12 protein-coding genes are annotated in these 14864 nt (G+C 70.4%); 10 read left to right on the plus strand and 2 right to left on the minus strand.

Annotated elements, in window-relative coordinates; translation table 11 throughout:
* Nucleotides 1–60 precede the first annotated feature (60 nt).
* Nucleotides 61–2388 carry a ribonucleoside-diphosphate reductase subunit alpha gene (locus tag AB0I89_RS06605; RefSeq protein ID WP_357122160.1) on the plus strand — a complete coding sequence of 776 codons (2328 nt, stop codon included), beginning with the start codon at nucleotides 61–63 and terminating at the stop codon, nucleotides 2386–2388.
* A gap of 50 nt (nucleotides 2389–2438) precedes the next feature.
* Nucleotides 2439–3434 carry a ribonucleotide-diphosphate reductase subunit beta gene (locus AB0I89_RS06610; protein WP_357122163.1) on the plus strand — a complete coding sequence of 332 codons (996 nt, stop codon included), beginning with the start codon at nucleotides 2439–2441 and terminating at the stop codon, nucleotides 3432–3434.
* 152 nt (nucleotides 3435–3586) lie between these two features.
* Here AB0I89_RS06610 and AB0I89_RS06615 read toward each other — a convergent pair whose 3' ends face one another.
* Both AB0I89_RS06615 and AB0I89_RS06620 read right to left on the minus strand, forming a co-directional pair.
* Complete coding sequence (locus AB0I89_RS06615; RefSeq protein ID WP_357121263.1) at nucleotides 3587–5395, minus strand: family 43 glycosylhydrolase; 1809 nt, start codon at nucleotides 5393–5395, stop codon at nucleotides 3587–3589.
* A 406-nt stretch (nucleotides 5396–5801) separates the two neighbouring features.
* The gene (locus tag AB0I89_RS06620) at nucleotides 5802–6572 is read right to left on the minus strand and encodes a FadR/GntR family transcriptional regulator (RefSeq protein ID WP_357121266.1); all 771 of its coding nucleotides are present in this window, start codon (nucleotides 6570–6572) and stop codon (nucleotides 5802–5804) included.
* Nucleotides 6573–6723: 151 nt separating this feature from the next.
* On the opposite strand from AB0I89_RS06620, the gene AB0I89_RS06625 reads away from it, so the two are divergent.
* The 8 genes from AB0I89_RS06625 to AB0I89_RS06660 all read left to right on the plus strand — a co-directional run bounded on the left by AB0I89_RS06625 (nucleotide 6724) and on the right by AB0I89_RS06660 (nucleotide 14808).
* Complete coding sequence (locus AB0I89_RS06625; protein ID WP_357121269.1) at nucleotides 6724–7992, plus strand: extracellular solute-binding protein; 1269 nt, start codon at nucleotides 6724–6726, stop codon at nucleotides 7990–7992.
* Between the two features lie 4 nt (nucleotides 7993–7996).
* The gene (locus tag AB0I89_RS06630; RefSeq protein ID WP_357121272.1) at nucleotides 7997–8977 is read left to right on the plus strand and encodes a sugar ABC transporter permease; all 981 of its coding nucleotides are present in this window, start codon (nucleotides 7997–7999) and stop codon (nucleotides 8975–8977) included.
* Nucleotides 8977–9804 carry a carbohydrate ABC transporter permease gene (locus tag AB0I89_RS06635; protein ID WP_357121275.1) on the plus strand — a complete coding sequence of 276 codons (828 nt, stop codon included), beginning with the start codon at nucleotides 8977–8979 and terminating at the stop codon, nucleotides 9802–9804. Before AB0I89_RS06630 ends, AB0I89_RS06635 begins: the two co-directional genes overlap by 1 nt.
* Before the next feature lies 1 nt (nucleotide 9805).
* Nucleotides 9806–11041, plus strand: coding sequence for a mandelate racemase/muconate lactonizing enzyme family protein (locus AB0I89_RS06640; RefSeq protein WP_357121278.1), 1236 nt, complete (start codon nucleotides 9806–9808; stop codon nucleotides 11039–11041).
* 137 nt (nucleotides 11042–11178) lie between these two features.
* Nucleotides 11179–12207, plus strand: coding sequence for an alcohol dehydrogenase catalytic domain-containing protein (locus AB0I89_RS06645; RefSeq protein WP_357121281.1), 1029 nt, complete (start codon nucleotides 11179–11181; stop codon nucleotides 12205–12207).
* Nucleotides 12204–12965 carry an SDR family NAD(P)-dependent oxidoreductase gene (locus AB0I89_RS06650; protein WP_357121284.1) on the plus strand — a complete coding sequence of 254 codons (762 nt, stop codon included), beginning with the start codon at nucleotides 12204–12206 and terminating at the stop codon, nucleotides 12963–12965. Before AB0I89_RS06645 ends, AB0I89_RS06650 begins: the two co-directional genes overlap by 4 nt.
* Entirely contained in the window at nucleotides 12962–13840 is an 879-nt protein-coding gene (locus tag AB0I89_RS06655) for an amidohydrolase family protein (protein WP_357121287.1), read from the plus strand. The genes AB0I89_RS06650 and AB0I89_RS06655 overlap by 4 nt, the downstream gene beginning before the upstream one ends.
* Nucleotides 13837–14808, plus strand: a complete 972-nt coding sequence (locus tag AB0I89_RS06660) for an aldo/keto reductase (RefSeq protein ID WP_357121290.1) — start codon at nucleotides 13837–13839, stop codon at nucleotides 14806–14808. The genes AB0I89_RS06655 and AB0I89_RS06660 overlap by 4 nt, the downstream gene beginning before the upstream one ends.
* Nucleotides 14809–14864 lie beyond the last annotated feature (56 nt).

The raw sequence follows: 14864 nt of genomic DNA on the forward strand, positions 1-14864 counted from the left end.
TGAGTGGTGACAGTCACCCAGGTGGTCCCGGTCAGCGGCGAGGCCGCGCGGCGGACCCCGATGCAGGTGCGCAAGCGCGACGGCGGCACCGAGGCCGTGGACGTGAACAAGATCGTCCGGGCGGTCGAGCGGTGGGCCGACGACCTGACCGAGGTCGACCCGATGCGGGTGGCCACCCGCACGATCAGCGGCCTCTACGACGGCGCGACCACCGCCGAGCTGGACCGGCTGTCCATCCAGACGGCGGCCGAGATGATCGGTACGGAGCCGCAGTACTCGCGCCTGGCCGCGCGGCTGTTGGCCGGCTACGTCGACAAGGAGGTGCGGCGCCAGGGCATCACCTCGTTCAGCGCGGCGATCCGGGCCGGCCACGCCGAGGGTCTGATCGGTGACGAGACCGCCGCGTTCGTCGCCGCGCACGCGGAGACGTTCGACGACGCTGTCGACCCCGACGGCGACCGCCGCTTCGAGTACTTCGGCCTGCGCACCGTCTACGACCGGTACCTGCTGCGTCACCCCACCACCCGGCTGGTGCTGGAGACGCCGCAGTACTGGCTGCTGCGGGTGGCCTGCGGCCTGTCCCGTACGCCGGACGAGGCGGTCGACTTCTACCGGCTGATGTCCAGCCTCGCCTATCTGCCCAGCTCGCCGACTCTGTTCAACTCCGGCACCCGACACACCCAGATGTCCTCGTGCTATCTCGTGGACTCGCCGCGCGACGAGTTGGACTCGATCTACGCGCGCTACGCCCAGGTCGCGAACCTGTCCAAGTTCGCCGGTGGCATCGGCATCGCGTTCTCCCGGGTCCGGTCCCGTGGCGCGCTGATCCGGGGCACGAACGGGCAGTCCAACGGCATCGTGCCGTGGCTGCGCACACTGGACGCGAGCGTCGCGGCGGTCAACCAGGGCGGGCGGCGCAAGGGCGCGGCCTGCGTCTACCTGGAGCCGTGGCACCCGGACATCGAGGAGTTCCTCCAGCTCCGGGACAACACGGGCGAGGACGCCCGGCGTACGCACAACCTCAACCTGGCCAACTGGGTCCCGGACGAGTTCATGCGCCGGGTCGAGGCCGACGAGATGTGGTCGCTGTTCGACCCCGACGAGGTGCCCGAACTGCCCGATCTGTGGGGCGAGCGGTTCGACGCCGCGTACCGGGCCGCCGAGGCGCAGGGCCGCTACGTGCGGCAGCTGCCGGCCCGCGAACTGTACGGGAAGATGATGCGGACCCTGGCCCAGACCGGCAACGGCTGGATGACCTTCAAGGACGCGGCCAACCGGCTGTGCAACCAGACGGCCGAGCCGGGCAACGCGGTGCACCTCTCCAACCTCTGCACCGAGATCATCGAGGTGTCCAGCGACGACGAGACCGCAGTCTGCAACCTTGGCTCGGTGAACGTCGCCGCCCACCTGACCGATGAGGGCATCGACTGGGAACGGCTGCGCGCCACGGTGCGTACGGCGGTGACGTTCCTCGACCGGGTCATCGACATCAACTACTACCCGACCCCGCAGGCGGCGGCGAGCAACCCCCGTTGGCGGCCGGTCGGGCTCGGGCTGATGGGGCTGCAGGACGTGTTCTTCGCGCTGCGGCTGCCGTTTGACGCACCGGCCGCGCGGGAGCTGTCCACCCGGATCAGCGAGGAGCTGTACCTGACCGCGCTGGAGACGTCCGCCGACCTGGCCCGCGACTTCGGCGCCCACCCGGCGTTCGCGCAGACCCGGGCCGCGCGGGGGCGCCTGCAACCGGACCTGTGGGGTGTCGAGGGTACGCAGACCGCGCGCTGGACCGCGCTGCGTCAGCGGGTGCGGGAGTACGGGCTGCGCAACTCGCTGCTGGTGGCGGTCGCGCCCACCGCGACGATCGCGTCGATCGCCGGCTGCTACGAGTGCGTTGAGCCGCAGGTGTCCAACCTGTTCAAGCGCGAGACGCTGTCGGGGGAGTTCCTCCAGGTCAACACGGCTCTCGTGCGCGAGTTGAAGGCTCGTGGTCTGTGGACCGAGCAGATCCGGTCGGCGATCAAGCGGGCCGAGGGCTCGGTGCAGTCCGTCATGGAGCTGCCGGCCGACGTGCGGGAGCTGTTCCGTACCGCCTGGGAGCTGCCGCAGCGGGCGCTGATCGACCTGGCCGCCGCCCGCGCGCCGTTCATCGACCAGTCCCAGTCGCTGAACCTGTTCCTGGCCTCGCCCACCATCGGCAAGCTCTCCTCGATGTACCTGTACGCCTGGAAGACCGGTCTGAAGACCACCTACTACCTGCGGTCCCGGCCGGCCACCCGGATCCAGCAGGCCACCGTCAGCGCGGTGCCGCCCGTCCTCCCCGTCGCGGTCGACGCCGAGGCGCTGGCCTGCTCGCTGGAGAACCCCGAGTCGTGCGAGGCGTGCCAGTGACCGTCGCCGACACCACCACGGACAGCACCACCGACGCGAGGACCACGCACATGCTGCTCGACCCCGGGATGGACCTGACTCTCCGTCCGATGCGCTACCCGCACTTCTTTGACCGGTTCCGGGACGCCATCCGCAACACGTGGACGGTCGAGGAGGTCGACCTGCACGCCGACCTCGCCGACCTGGACCGTCTGTCGCCGGCCGAGCGGCACCTGGTCAGCCGCCTCGTCGCGTTCTTCGCCACCGGCGACACGATCGTCGCCAACAACCTCGTGCTCAACCTGTACCAGCACGTCAACAGCCCCGAAGGCCGGCTCTACCTGTCGCGGCAGCTGTTCGAGGAGGCCGTGCACGTCCAGTTCTACCTGAACCTGCTCGACACGTACGTGCCCGACGAGACCGAGCGGTTCGCAGCCTTCGCCGCCATCGAGAACATCCCGTCGATCCGTCGCAAGGCCGAGTTCTGCTTCCGCTGGATCGACTCCCTGCACGACCTGCGGGAGCTGCGTACCCGCGAGGACCGGCGGACCTTCCTGCTCAACCTGATCTGTTTCGCCGCGTGCATCGAGGGGTTGTTCTTCTACGGCGCGTTCGCGTACGTCTACTTCCTGCGCTCCCGTGGCCTGCTGCACGGGCTGGCGTCGGGGACCAACTGGGTGTTCCGCGACGAGTCCATGCACATGGCGTTCGCGTTCGACGTCGTCGACACCGTACGCGCCGAGGAGCCCGATCTGTTCGACGACGACCTGGCCGACCAGGTCCGCCGGATGCTCACCGAGGCGGTCGAGTGTGAGGTCCAGTTCGCCGAGGACCTGGTGGGCCAGGGGGTGCCCGGCCTCACCCTGGCGGACATGCGCCAGTACCTGCAGCACGTCGCCGACCGCCGGCTCGCCCAGCTCGGGATCGCGCCGCACTACGGGTCGGCCAACCCGTTCGCCTTCATGGAGTTGCAGGACGTGCAGGAGCTGTCCAACTTCTTCGAGCGGCGGGTGTCGGCGTACCAGGTCGGGGTGACCGGCACGGTCGCCTTCGACGACGACTTCTAGAACCCCCACCCCACCCCCGGCCCCGCCCCGTCGATCATGAAGTTGTTGCTCCCTATCGGCGTGTCGGGGGCATTGACTTCATGATCGACGTCGGCGGCGGACGGGTGTGGGGATGGGGTGGGGGTGTTTTTGGGGGTGGGAACCCGGGGGAGTTAGGCGGGGGTGCAGGTGGGGGTGGTGGTCGGAGGGCTGGTTGAGGTGGTGGAGCTGAGGTAGCCGGCGGTGGTCGAGGTTCCCGGCGCGAGCTGGCCGTTGTAGGCGGCGTTCGCGACGGTCACCTGGCTACCCGACTGGGTGAGGGTGCCGTTCCAGACCTGGGACACCGTCTGCCCGCTGGCGAGCGTCCAGGTGACCCGCCAGCCGTTGAGCGCCGACGATCCGGAGTTGGTGACCGTCAGCCGTCCCTCGAACCCGCCCTGCCAGGTGTTCACCACGGCGTTGGTGACCGCGCAGGACGTCCCGGCCGGGCTCGTCGGCGTGGGAGTGGTCGTGGGCGTCGGGATGGGCGTGGGCGTCGGGTCCGCGGTCGGACTCGGCGTCGGGGTGGGCGTCGGAGTGGGCGTGGTGCCGTTGGCCTGGAACTGCCACCAGTTGAGGTTGAACAGGGTGCCGCTGCCGCCCGTGAACCGCAGGTACAGGTCCTGGGTGCCGGTGGCGCCGGAGACCGGGCAGGAGACGGTCTGCCACGTCTGCCACGCACCCGTGCCGGGTACCGCGCAGCTGCCCACCCGGGTGCCGGTGGGGCTACCGAGGCGCAGTTCGATGGTGCCGCCCGACGTCGCCGAGGCGACCCGCGCGGAGAAGGACGTCGCGCCCGTACCGAAGCCGACGCCCTTGACCTTGATGTAGTCCCCGTTCTCGATCCACCCGACGTTCATCCCGCCCTCGCTGGCCGGCTCGGTCTCGATGCCGGAGCCCCAGGCGATGGTCTCGGCCTCCTGCCGCACGTACGGGTTCAGCGTGCCGATCTGCGGCGCGCCCGTCGTGGTCATGTTGATCGTCGGGATGGTGCCGTTGGTGTTGTACGTGAACTTCTCCACGGCCACCGAACGGGTGTAACCGCCACCGCCCGGCAGCGCCCCGTTGTGGTAGAAGAAGTACGAGCCGCCGTTGAAGTCGATGACTCCCGGGTGGTTGGTGAAGCTCGCGCCCTGGCGGGGCATGACCGTGCCGCGATAGGTCCACGGGCCGGTCGGGCCGGTGGCGGTCGAATATCCGATGAACTCGGAGCAGCACTCCGCCGCGAACACGTTGTAGTAGGTGCCGTTGCGCTTGTAGACCCAGGGGCCCTCCTCGTAGAGGGTGGGCCGGCTCGCGTTGCCGCTGCGGGCGCCGAACCCGGCGGTGGTGAGCGGGATCTTGGTGGCGCTGCCGCTGTAGGAGATCATGTCCGCGTTCAGCCGGACGTACCACAGGTTCGGGTTGCCCCAGTACAGGTACGCCTGACCGTCGTCGTCGATGAAGACCGTGGGGTCGATCTCGCCGTTGCCCACCAGGGGGCGGCCGATGGCGTCCCGGAACGGCCCGGTGGGGCTGTCGGCGACCGCGACGCCGATGGCCATCGAGTTGGTCGCTCGGGCGGTGACCGGCACGTACCAGTAGAACTTGCCGTTGCGGGCGACGACCTGACCGGCCCACGCGTTGGCGCTCGCCCAACTGAAGGTGGCCAGGCTCAGTGGCGAGCCGTGGTCGGTCCAGTTGACCATGTCGGCCGACGACCACACCCGCCAGTCCTTCATGGTGAAGTACGAGGAGCCGTCCTCGTCGTGGCCGGTGTAGAGGTAGACGCGTCCGTTGTGGACCAGGGGCGCCGGGTCGGCCGTGTAGATGTGCTGGACGATGGGGTTGTCCGCGCGGGCGGCCGTGGCCGGCATCAGCGTCGAGACGAGCAGCAGGCTCGTGAGCCAGGCGAGACCGCGCCGGAGCCGGGTCTTGGTCCGTGGTGGCGGTGTGGGGTGCATCGGTACCTCCAGGGTGGGTCACGACGGGTGGGCGGCCCGCCGCGTGCGCTGGCGGCGTGTCGCGGGTGTCGTCGCGGGTCGCTCGGGTGGGGCGGCGGCGGTGCCGCGAGCACGGCAGGAGGGGCTCGGGTGTCCACCCTGGCTCCCGCGTGCGGCGGCCCGCCGTACGTCGACGGCGGTGGTCAACGTCCCTGAGGGGAGGCCCGGTCACCCACCAGCGGGCGTTGGTCATGCACTACTCCATCGACCTCGGCGGATCGAGTGGAGCGGTGAAGCGTGCCCTTCGCCTCTGCGGCCCGAGGGTAGTCTGTTATCGCTAACATTCTCAAGCGATGGATGGACCTGGATTTCTCGCCGGCGTCACGGACGGGTCGGCGTGGGGTCGCACCAGGGGTCGGCGGAGCGGTCAGCGCTGCAACCGGGTGGGGCTCCCCGGTCCGCTGCGGCGCACCAGCCACGCCTCCGTGATGTGCGTGAACATCGCCTGCGCGGCGCCGTCCGGGTCGTGGGCGGCGATGCGCTCGTAGATGCGCCGGTGCCCCTGGTTCGACGCCACGCACATGGCCCGCTCGGGCTGACCCATGTACCGGGCGGTGTTGACGACCTGACTCTCCAGGGACCGGACGACACCCCGGGCGATGCGGTTTCCGGACGCCTGCATGACCGTGTCGTGGAAGGCGCGGTCGTGCTCCTGGTAGGTGACGTGGTCGTCGACCAGCTCGTCCATGCGGTCCACCAGGGCGCGTAGCCGGTCGATCGCCGCCTCGTCGGCGAGGCGGGCGGCCACGTTGGCCATGTCGGACTCCAGCACCCGGCGGGTGACCACCAGGTCGTCCAGGATCGCCAGGGTGTCGTCCTCGGCGATGGTCGCCGCGAGGACGAGTTCGTCGAGCATGTCCCACGACGAGGGTGGGGTGACGAGCGTTCCGCTGCCCTGGCGGACCTGCACGAGCCCCTTCTCCTGCAGGATCTTCACCGCTTCCCGGATGACGGTGCGGCTCACCGAGAAGGTCTCGCAGAGCACCGGCTCGGGGGGCAGTGGCGTGCCCGAGGGGTGTGCTCCCTGGACGATGCGGGTCACCAACTCGGCCGTGATCGCCTGGGCCAGATTCGTCGGGCGACGCGTCCAGTTCGGTGTCGCCGTGCCGTTGACGGCCGACTGGTTCGATGTCGTCACGTTCACCTCCGCGTGGCCGCGGGAGCGGGCCCACAAGTCCGCCCCAGTGTACGGGCAACCGTTGACGTCAGACGTCATACGAGTTACGTTCTCGTCAATCTTGCATCGACGGCCGGCGTCTCGGCCACTCCCCATATGAAGGTGAGCAACGATGAAGCAACGAGCAGTGTGGTCCGCGGTCCTCGTTGCAGGGCTGGCCCTGACAGGCTGTGGAAGCGCGACAGGTTCGGGTTCATCGTCCGAAGGCTCGGACAAGAAGCTGGTCGTCTGGGACTGGAAGTCCGGCGAGGCCAGCTCCGCCCAGTACGTGGAGAAGGCCAAGGCCGACTTCGCCAAGAAGCACAAGGACGTCAAGGTCGAGTTCGTCGCCCAGCCGTTCGAGGAGTACTACACGCTGTTGGGCGCGGCCCTCCAGTCGGGCAAGGGGCCGGACGTCATCCTGTTCAACGGTGGCGGCCAGATCCGCGACCGGGTGGCCTCGCTCCAGCCGCTCGACGAGTACGTCGGCGAGGACCGGCAGCGGCTGGCCGGCTGGGAGGCGTTCGCGAAGGACGGCAAGACGTACGCCTCCCCGGTGACGCTGCAGGGCCACCCGATCTACTACAACAAGACGCTCTACGAGAAGGCCGGTCTCGACCCGGCGAAGCCCGCCACGACCTGGCAGGAGTTCGTCGCCAACTGCGGTGTCATCACCAAGCAGACCGGCGCCAAGTGCTTCTCCGTCGGCAACAAGGAGGGCTACGGCATCCAGTTCTTCCTGTCGGCCATGGCATCGGGCGTGCTGACCCCGCAGGAATACGACAACTGGATCGCCGGCAAGCGCGACTGGAAGTCGCCGAACGTCAAGCGGCTCTTCGAGCTGTGGAAGGAGACCGGCACCGCCAAGCTGAACAACGACGGCGCGAACTCCACCGCCCTGTTCAACGACGCGTTCGCCGTGTTCCAGTCCGGCAAGGCCGCCCACATGATCGGCCTCATGTCCGACATCGGGCACTGGAAGGACTTCAACGAGTTCATCACGCCGGAGAAGCTGGGCGTGATGATGGCCCCGACGGTGACCAGCGGCGTGACCCCCAGCCTGCCGTACGACGGCGGCATCGGGTACGCGGTCGCCAAGTGGACCAAGGACCCGAAGGTGGCCGCCGACCTGGTGCGCTCGCTGAGCTCCACCGAGGCGCTGAAGGCGTTCTACGCCAACGCCGGCGCGATCACCGCGGACACGACGATCGACGTGTCGGCGAGTGGGCCGGCCGTCACCACGATCGTCTCCGCGCTCAAGACCGGCAAGCCGGCGGTGCACGTGGCGCTCTCCTCGAAGTCGCTCGACCTGATGGGCCGCCTCTCGCAGCAGTTGCTCAGCGGCTCGATCAGCGTGGACGAGGTCGTGAAGCAGATGGCCGCCTCGGACACGGCGGGCTGATCTCGTGACGATCGGCAAGTCGCTCCCGTCGGTCCGCTCGGCTTCGGCCGGGCGGGCCGGCGGGGTCCCGCCCTCCGCACCGCCGCCTCGCGACCGCGCCGTCTCGCGGCGCGCCGCCGGCGGCCGACGCGCCGAGCAACTGGCGCCCTTCGTGCTGGTCGCCCCGGCCGTCCTGATCCTCGTGCTGCTGCGGCTGTACCCGCTCGCGCTCGGTGTCAACTTCTCCTTCACCGGCGACGGCGACCGCGACGGGGCGATGGTCGGCTTCGACAACTACGTCCACCTGCTCCAGGATCCGCTGTTCCAGCAGGCGCTGCGCAACGTGGGACTGCTGGTCCTGCTCCTGCCGGTGGCGGTGGCCATTCCGGGTCTACTCGCCACGTTCATCTACCTGCGCGTGCCGGGGCACCGGTTCTACCGCAGCGTCTACTTCTTCCCGGCCGTGCTGTCCCCGGTCATCGTCGGCGCGATCTTCAATCTGCTGCTCTCGTTTGACGGTCCTGTCAACGTTGTCCTGTCCACGGTGGGCATCGGGCCGGTGGACTGGCTCGGTGATCCGGACGTCGCCATGTTCGCGGTCGTCGGTGTGCACGTGTGGGCGACCTTCGGAATGGCCCTGGTCGTCTTCCTCGCGGGCTTCGCGACCCTGGACGCGGCCCTGCTGGACGCCGCCCGGGTGGACGGCGCGTCCCTGGCCCAGGTGATCTGGCACGTGATCATCCCCAGCCTGACCCGCACCATCCAGTTCGTCTTCGTGACCACGATGATCGGGATGCTGACGTCCATGTTCGGCCTGCTCTACGTCATGACCAGTGGCGGTCCGGAGGGCTCGACCTACCTGCCGGAGTACTACATCTGGATCCAGCAGGGTCGGATGAACCGACCGGCCCTCGCGTCGGCCGCGTCCACCGTTCTGTTCGTCATCATGCTCGTCGTCGGGCTGCTCCAGCTCAAGCTGCTCCGACGCGCGGGGAGGGAGGACTGATGTCCCGCGTCCGACTGGGCAGATGGATGCTCGTGATCCCGATGGGGCTCCTCGCGGTCGCGACGATCTACCCCCTCCTGTTCACGGCGAACGTCGCGATGAAGACCCGCCGGGAGTACATCCTCGACCGCTTCGGTCTGGCGGACTCCCTGCACTTCGAGAACATCACCAAGGCGTGGACCAGCGTCGGCATGGGCCGGTACACCGCCAACTCCATCCTCGTGGTGGGTTGCGCGGTGTTCCTGCTGCTGCTGTTCGGGTCGATGGCCGGCTTCGCGCTGAGCCAACTGCGCTTCCGGGGCTCGACGGCGCTGTTCATCGGCTGCCTCGCGGCGCTCTTCATCCCCTTCCAGGTGATCATGGTGCCGCTGGCCCGGGTGATGGCCGACAGCGGCCTGGTCGACACGTACCCGGGACTGATCCTCGCGTACGTCGCGCAGTTCCTGCCCTTCACGGTCTTCCTGATGACCAGCTACTACCGCACCATCCCGGCGGAGATCGTCGACGCGGCCCGGATCGACGGCAACACCGTGTACGGCGTCTACCGGCGGATCATGCTGCCACTGGGCGCTCCGGCGCTGCTGTCCGTGGGCATCCTCAACACGCTGTTCTGCTGGAACGACGTGCTCATCTCGCTGCTGCTGATGCCGTCGGCCGACCACCGGACCCTCATGGTCGGGGTGACCTCGCTGCGGGGGCAGTACTCCGAGGACATTCCCACCTTCGCCTCCGGGGTGCTCATCGCCGCGATCCCGGTCCTGGCGGTCTACCTGTTCCTTCAGCGCCAGATCGCCGACGGCGTCGCCGCTGGTTCCACGAAAGGCTGACATGCGCATCACCGGGTATCGAACCCTGACGACGGTCCAGGAGTGGGGCCGACCCGTCGGCGACGCCAACGGCGTGTTCCCCGACGGCGTGACGACACTGCCGATCACCATCGTCGAGACCGACGAGGGGATCGACGGCATCGGCCTCGGGCCGCACGTGGAGATCGACAAGATCTTCCCGGCCATCGAAGGGGAAGATCCCCGCGCGGTGTCCACCCTGTACGACCGGATGCTGCGGCAGACGTTCAAGGCCGGGCACGCCGGCCTGGTGTTCGGGACGATCGGCGCGCTGGACACCGCCCTGTGGGACATCAAGGCGAAGATCGCCGGCGAGCCGCTCTGGCGCCTGCTCGGCGGGCGGGACCGGCGCGTTCCCGCGTACGCCTCCGGTCTCGACATCGGGCTGACCGACGACGAACTGGTCGCGGAGTACGAGGTCTATGCCGGGTACGGCCTGCGGGCCGCCAAGCTCAAGGGCGGTCTCGACATCGAGCGGGACCGGCACCGGCTCGGCCTGGTCCGGGAGGTGCTGACCGAGGCCGGTCACGGCCGACGGCCGGGCCTGATGCTCGACGTCAACGAGGCGTGGTCGCGCAAGCAGGCCGTGCGCCACGTGGCCGAGTTGGAACGTACCCTCGATTTGATCTGGATCGAGGAGCCGGTCCGCCGCTGGGACGCCGAGGGCCTGGCCGCCGTGGGGCGGGGCGTACGGGCCTCGATCGCCACCGGTGAGAACCTCACCGGGCTGGAGCAGTACCGGCCGCTGATCGCGGCGGGCGCGGTCGACATCGTGCAGACGGCCGCGGTCTGGGGGGTCACCCACTTCCTGCGGGTGGCGGCGCTGGCGCACGCCAACGACCTACCGGTCAGCCCCATCGGCAACATCCCCGTCGGTCTCCTGCACGCCGCGACCTCTGTGCCCAACCACCTGGTCAGCGAGTTGCAGGATCTCCGACCACCGACGGGTATCGGCCTCGACCTGCACGTCGAGGACGGCGCGTTCGTCCTGGGTGAGACACCCGGCCTCGGGGTACGGGTGGACGAGGCGGCGATCGCGGCCGCCGGACACCGTCCGGGCACTCCGACCGCCGACAGCCCGAACGTCCGTCCGGAGCGGGCCGGCAAGCGGCTGCTCGCCGTGGCCGAGCACCCGGTCGCCGCCGTGCCGGCCGGGGTCGAGGCCCTGCTCGTCGACGCGGTCACGTCCCCGAACGACGTGGCGCCGCTGCGGCACTGAGACGGCACGGACCGTAACCGCACTGGACCGCAATTGGTCGGATGATTACCGTGTCCGTGGCGCCGACACCGCGGACGCGGCTCCGGCCGCCCTGTCACCCGCACCGTACGTACCAACCACGTCGAGACGGAGCAGCAGTGAAGGCAGTTGTCTACAAGGGAGCACGGGACCTCGGGATCGAGGACCGCGCACCGGAACCGCCGGGCCCCGGCCAGGTACGGATCGCGGTGGCGTACACCGGGATCTGCGGTACGGACCTGCACATCTTCCACGGCGACATGGACGCCCGGGTCGGCGCGTCGGCGGTCCTGGGACACGAGATGTCGGGGCGCGTCGCCGCGGTCGGCGACGGCGTGACCGATCTGCGGGTCGGGCAGCCCGTCACCGTGATGCCCACGCGCGCCTGCGGGCAGTGCCCGGCGTGCCGTCGTGGCCACTCGCACATCTGTCACGCGATGGACTTCCTCGGCATCGACTCGCCCGGCGCGATGCAGTCGTCCTGGACGGTGCCGGCCGACCTGGTGCTGCCGCTCCCCGACGACCTGCCGTTGGACCGCGCGGCGCTCGTCGAGCCCGTCGCCGTGGCGGTGCACGACGTCGGCCGGGCGCAGGTGGCGTCCGGCGAGCACGTGGTCGTCGTCGGCGGGGGCCCGGTGGGCGTCCTCATCGCCGCCGTCGCCCGTGAGCGGGGGGCCCAGGTCCTGCTCGTCGAACCGGACGGTTTCCGGCGCGGAGTCGCGTCGGGCATCGGCATCGAGGCCGTCGACCCGGGGCCGACCGACGTGGTGGCGCTGGTCAACGAACGGACCGGCGGCGCGGGCGCGGACGTCGCGTTCGAGGTGTCCGGTTCGGCCGCCGGCGTCGGCACGGCGGTGGACGCGCTGACCACCCGGGGCCGGCTGGTGATGGTGGCGATCCACCCGCAGCCACGTCCGGTGAACCTGCACCGCTTCTTCTGGCGGGAACTGGAGTTGCTGGGCGCGCGGCTGTACCGGCGCGAGGACGTCGTCGAGGCGATCCGGCTGGTGGCGGCGGGCGTCATCCCGGCCCAGGAGCTGATCTCCCGGGTGCTCCCGGTGGCCGGCGTCACGGACGCGTTCACGGCCCTGGAGTCCGGCGGAGGTGTCATGAAGGTGCTGCTCGACTGGCGGGAGGAGGAGCGATGAGCGTCCTGTTCGACCTGACCGGACGGACCGCCCTGGTAACCGGGGCCCGGCGGGGGATCGGCCTGGCGATGGCCGAGGCCCTGGCGTTGGCCGGCGCGGACATCATCGGGGTGTCGGCGCAGTTGGAACCGGAGGGCAGTGAGGTCCAACGGCGCGTCGAGGCCGCCGGTCGTCGGTTCACCGCCATCCGGACCGACCTGGGCGACCGGGCCGCGGTGTACCGGCTGGCCGAGGAGGCCGAGGCGGTCGCGCCGGTGGACATCCTGGTGAACAACGGCGGCACGATCGCCCGGGCGCCGGCCGTGGAGCACCCCGACGAGATGTGGGACCGGGTGGTGCAGGTCAACCTGTCCAGCCAGTTCGTGCTGACCCGGGAGATCGGCCGGCGGATGGTCGACCGGGGCCACGGCAAGGTCATCTTCACCGCCTCGCTGCTGAGCTTCCAGGGCGGCATCAACGTCGCGAGCTACACGGCGGCCAAGTCCGGCCTCGCCGGGCTGACCAAGGCGCTGTCCAACGAGTGGGCCGGACACGGCGTCAACGTCAACGCGATAGCGCCCGGGTACATCGCCACCGACAACACCCAGGCGCTGCGCGACGACCCGGTACGCAACGACGCCATCCTGGGTCGGATCCCGGCCGGCCGGTGGGGACGTGCCGACGACCTGGCCGGCGCCACCGTGTTCCTGGCCGCCAGCGCGTCGGACTACGTGCACGGCACCGTCCTGCCCGTCGACGGCGGATGGTTGGGCCGATGACCGGGCCCACGCCGACCGGGCGTCCCGGCATCATCGACGCGCACCACCACCTCTGGGTCCGCGCCCGGCACCCGCAACCGTGGATCGACCCGGACACGATGGCGGCCATCGACAACGACTTCACCCCGGCGGATCTCGCTCCGGCGGCGCGGGCCGCCGGGGTCACCGAGACCGTCGTCGTGCAGTCCATCGCCTCCGTGGCGGAGACGGAACACCTGTTGGGCATCGCGGCCGACGATCCCCTCATCGGCGGCGTCGTCGGCTGGGTCAACCTCGCCGCCGACGACATCGACGAGCGCCTCGACCGGCTGCGCGCCGCCCGCGGCGGAGAGCGGCTGGTCGCCATCCGCCACCTGGTCCAGTCCGAGCCCGACCCGGCGTACCTCGACCGGCGCGACGTCCGGCGGGGCATCGCGGCCGTCGGGGCCGCCGGTCTCGCCTACGACCTGCTGGTCCGCGACCATCAACTGCCGGCGGCCACGCGGCTCGTCCGGGACCTGCCCGAGGTGTCGTTCGTCCTGGACCACCTCGCCAAGCCGTCGCTCGGCAGGGGAGACCTGGGCGACTGGCCCGCCAACCTGCGGGCGCTCGCCGCCGAGCCGAATGTCACCGCGAAGCTCTCCGGCCTGGTGACCGAGGTGGACGGCTCGTCCTGGTCCGCTGCCGACCTGCGCCCCGCCATCGACCACGCGCTCGACGCGTTCGGACCGCACCGGCTCATGTTCGGCTCCGACTGGCCGGTGTGCCTGCTCGCCAGCTCCTACACCCGGTGGGTCGGCGTCCTCGCCGATCTGCTGGAACCGCTCGCCGACGCGGAGCAGGCGTCGATCTGGCGGGAGACCGCCGCCCGCGCGTACGGGCTGGGGGAGCCGTGACGGGCCGGGAGCTGCCCCGGCGACCGGGGGTACGCCTCACCACGCTGGGCTTCGGCGCGGCGCAGGGCGGCAACCTGTACCGGGGGACGTCGGACGAGGAGTTCGCGGCGGCCGTCGACACCGCCTGGGACGCCGGCATCCGGTACTTCGACACCGCGCCGCACTACGGTCTCGGCCTGTCCGAGCGGCGGTTGGGGGCGGCGCTGCGGTCTCGGCCCCGCGACGAGTACGTGGTGTCGACGAAGGTCGGGCGGCTGCTCGTACCCTCGCCCGAGGGCGCGCGGGACCGCGACCCGGAGGGGTTCGATGTGCCGGCCGACCACCGGCGGGTCTGGGACTTCAGCCGCGACGGCGTCCTGCGGTCGTTGGCGGCCAGCCTGGACCGCACCGGCCTGGACCGCGTGGACGTCGTCTACCTGCACGACCCGGACGAGCACTGGGAGCAGGCGGCGACCGAGGCGGTACCGGCCCTGGTCGAGCTGCGTGACCAGGGGGTCGTCGGCGCGATCGGCGCCGGCATGAACCAGTCGGCGATGCTGGCCCGCTTCGTCCGGGAGACCGACATCGACGTGGTGATGTGCGCCGGCCGCTACACCCTGCTCGAACAGGGCGCGGCCGACGACCTGCTGCCGGCCGCGCAGGCCGCGGGGGTGGGCGTGGTGATCGCCGGGGTCTACAACTCCGGGCTGCTGGCCCGCGACCAGCCGCCGGCCGACGCGACCTACAACTACCAGCAGGCGCCGCCCGAGGTGATCGAACGGGCCCGGCGGATCGCGGCGGTCTGCCAGGAGTACGGCGTCACGCTGCCCCAGGCGGCGCTGGCGTTCGTCCGCCGGCACCCGATGGTGGTCTCGACGGTGGTCGGCCTGCGGGACGAGGCCCAGGTGACCGAGACCCTGCGCCGCTTCGACGCGGACGTCCCGGAGCGGCTGTGGGTGGCGCTGCGCGACGCCGGACTGCTCCGCTGACGGCGCGGCGCTGAAAAGCCGGAGCGCCGGCCACCCGTCGTCAGGAGCGGGTGGCC

It is taken from the genome of Micromonospora sp. NPDC049801 (assembly GCF_040656575.1).
GTDB lineage: Bacteria > Actinomycetota > Actinomycetes > Mycobacteriales > Micromonosporaceae > Micromonospora.